3 protein-coding genes are annotated in these 2670 nt (G+C 64.3%); 1 reads left to right on the top strand and 2 read right to left on the bottom strand.

The features are described 5' to 3' along the window. Window positions 1–5 precede the first annotated feature (5 nt). A complete protein-coding gene (locus EOA24_RS33625) occupies window positions 6–983 on the bottom strand; it encodes a helix-turn-helix domain-containing protein (RefSeq protein WP_126081611.1) in 978 nt (325 codons plus the stop codon). A 125-nt stretch (window positions 984–1108) separates the two neighbouring features. Between EOA24_RS33625 and EOA24_RS33620 the strand changes: the two genes are divergently transcribed. After that, on the top strand, window positions 1109–1750 hold the full coding sequence (locus tag EOA24_RS33620) for a cysteine hydrolase family protein (protein ID WP_126081612.1): 642 nt from the start codon (window positions 1109–1111) through the stop codon (window positions 1748–1750). 64 nt (window positions 1751–1814) lie between these two features. Here the strand turns inward: EOA24_RS33620 and EOA24_RS33615 are convergent. Beyond that, on the bottom strand, window positions 1815–2670 hold an 856-nt coding region (locus EOA24_RS33615; RefSeq protein ID WP_127410562.1), incomplete at its 5' end, for a formate--tetrahydrofolate ligase.

Below are 2670 nucleotides of genomic sequence, written 5' to 3'. Positions count from 1 at the left end.
GGTTGTCACGCCGCGCTGAGCGTCCCCGCGGTCTTGGAAAACTCCCGCCGATATTGCATCGGCGAGGTTTTCAGCCGCGCGGCGAAATGCTGGCGCAGCGAGGTGGCGCTGCCGAAGCCGGCTTCGAAGGCCACCAGGTCCATCGACTTGTCCGTCTGCTCCAAAAGCCGCTGCGCCAGCGCGACGCGCTGGTCGGCAAGCCAGTCGCCGAAACTGGTGCCGGTGGTTTTCTGGAAACGGCGCGTGAAGGTGCGGCGGGTGAGACCCGCTGCTTCGGCGACGCTGTCGAGACTGTGCGCTTCGCCGAGCGATGCCCGCACGTCATCGAGGGCCTTGGCGAACCGGTCGGCGTTTGGCGTTGGCGCAAGCGGGCGCTCGATGAACTGTGCCTGGCCGCCCTGCCGGTGCGGTGAGAGCACTACGTGACGAGCGAGCCGCAGCGCCGCCTCCGCGCCATAGCGGGCGCGCACGATGTGCAGGCAGCAGTCGAGCCCGGCGGCGACGCCGGCGGAAGTGATGACGTCGCCATCGTCGACATAGAGCACGTCGGCGTCGATCGCGATGTCTGGATGAAGCGCCTGGAGTTGATCGGCATAGGCCCAGTGAGTCGTTGCCTTACGCCCGGCCAGCAATCCGGCGCCGGCAATGGCGAAGGTGCCGAGGCACAGACCCACGATCAGCGCGCCGCGCTTATGCGCGCCTTGCAGCGCCTCCTTGAACGGCGCAGCCAGAGGGGCATCGAGGTCCTTCCAGCTTGGAATGATGACGATATCGGCCTCGTTGAGCGCCGAAAGATCGTGCGGCACAACGATGCTCAGCCCCGCATCGGTGTGAATGGGTCCCTCCTCCATCGCGCAGACGCGGAAGTCGAAGCGTGGCAGTCCAAGCCTGGTTCGATCGGCGCCGAACACCAGACAAGGCACGGAGAGGTGGAACGGGCTGATGCCGTCGAAGGCGACAGCGGCGATGATCGGATTCTTCATGGCTGACATCGTTTGCGTGGATTGGCGAATGTCCCAATTCTTTCGAATGATGTCAATCGGCCACTTTCGGCCACCGGGACATCCGCCTAGCTTTGCGCCCCAACCCGGTCGAAAGGAAAACCACCATGTCAGCACCAGCCACCCAGCCGCGCCGCGCGCTTGTCGTCGTCGATGTCCAGAACGACTATGATGGCGGCAACCTCGCCATCCAGCATCCGCCCTTCGCCGAGACGGTCGCCAATGTGGCGCGCGCCATGGACGCGGCCGCGGCGGCCGGCATCAAGGTCGTCGTTGTCAAGCAGATGGCGCCCGAGACCTCGCCGATCTTCGCCAAAGGGAGTCACGGGGGCGAGTTGCATCCAGAGATCGCCAGGCGCAGCCGCGACCATTATGTCGAGAAGACGCTTCCGTCGGTCTTCACCGGCACGGATCTCGAAGCCTGGCTGCGCGCCAATGCCATCGATACGATCGCGGTCGTCGGCTACATGACCCACAATTGCGATCTGTCGACCATCATCCACGCGGTGCATATGGGCTTTGCCGTCGAGTTCCTTTCGGATTCCAGCGGCTCGGTGCCCTATGCCAACAGCGCCGGCTATGCGTCGGCAGAGGACATCCACCGGGTGGTGACGATCATTCTGCAGTCGCGCTTCGCCGCGGTGCTGAAGACCGCCGAATGGATCGACTGTCTGAAGACCGGGAAGCTGCCCGGACGCGACACGATTTATGCATCGAACCAGCGGGCCCTGAAGCGGAACGCTGCCTAGTCCGGCAAGCAAAGGGCGCCGCGGGCAGCACGGCGCCCTTGATCGTTTTCAGCTCAAAGAATGTTTAGAACAGGCCTTCGATCTGACCCTGCTCGTTGAGGAAGATCTTTTCCGAGGACGGCGCCTTGGGCAGGCCGGGCATGGTCATGACCTCGCCGCAGATGATGACGACGAAGCCGGCGCCGGCCGAGAGCCTGACCTCGCGCACCGGCACGGTGTGGCCGGTGGGCGCGCCGCGCAGGTTCGGGTCGGTCGAGAAGGAGTACTGGGTCTTGGCCATGCAGACCGGCAAATTGCCGTAGCCGGCCTGTTCCCAGGCATGCAGCTGGTCGCGGATCGACTTGTCGGCGATCGCCTCGTCGCCGCGATAGATGCGCTTGACGATGGTGTTGACCTTTTCGAACAGCGGCATCTCGTCGGGATAGAGCGGCGAGAACTGGGAGGCGCCGGACTCGGCTATTTCGACCACCTTGCGGGCGAGGTCCTCGATGCCGGCCGAGCCTTGCGCCCAGTGCTTGCACAGGATCGCCTCGGCGCCCTGCGCCTTGACGAAGTCCTTCATCGCCTGGATCTCGGCTTCGGTGTCGGTGGTGAAGTGGTTGATCGCCACCACCGCCGGCACGCCGAACTGCTTCACGTTCTCGATGTGACGGCCGAGATTGAGGCAACCCTTCTTGACCGCCTCGATGTTCTCCTTGCCGAGGTCTTCCTTCTTGATGCCGCCATTCATCTTCATGGCGCGCACGGTGGCGACAATGACAGCCGCCGACGGCTTCAAGCCGGCCTTGCGGCACTTGATGTCGAAGAACTTCTCCGCGCCGAGGTCGGCGCCGAAGCCGGCTTCGGTAACGACATAGTCGGCGAGCTTCAGCGCGGTCGTGGTGGCGACGACCGAGTTGCAGCCGTGCGCGATATTGGCG

It is taken from the genome of Mesorhizobium sp. M2A.F.Ca.ET.039.01.1.1 (assembly GCF_003998035.1).
Classification (GTDB): domain Bacteria; phylum Pseudomonadota; class Alphaproteobacteria; order Rhizobiales; family Rhizobiaceae; genus Mesorhizobium.
This window is presented reverse-complemented; position numbering and strand designations above follow the sequence as displayed.

What these genes read in the sequence shown, in the direction of transcription:
- EOA24_RS33625 (WP_126081611.1), bottom strand. Translation starts at nt 983, where the DNA reads ATGAAGAATCCGATCATCGCCGCTGTCGCCTTCGACGGCATCAGCCCG.
- EOA24_RS33620 (WP_126081612.1), top strand. Translation starts at nt 1,109, where the DNA reads ATGTCAGCACCAGCCACCCAGCCGCGCCGCGCGCTTGTCGTCGTCGAT.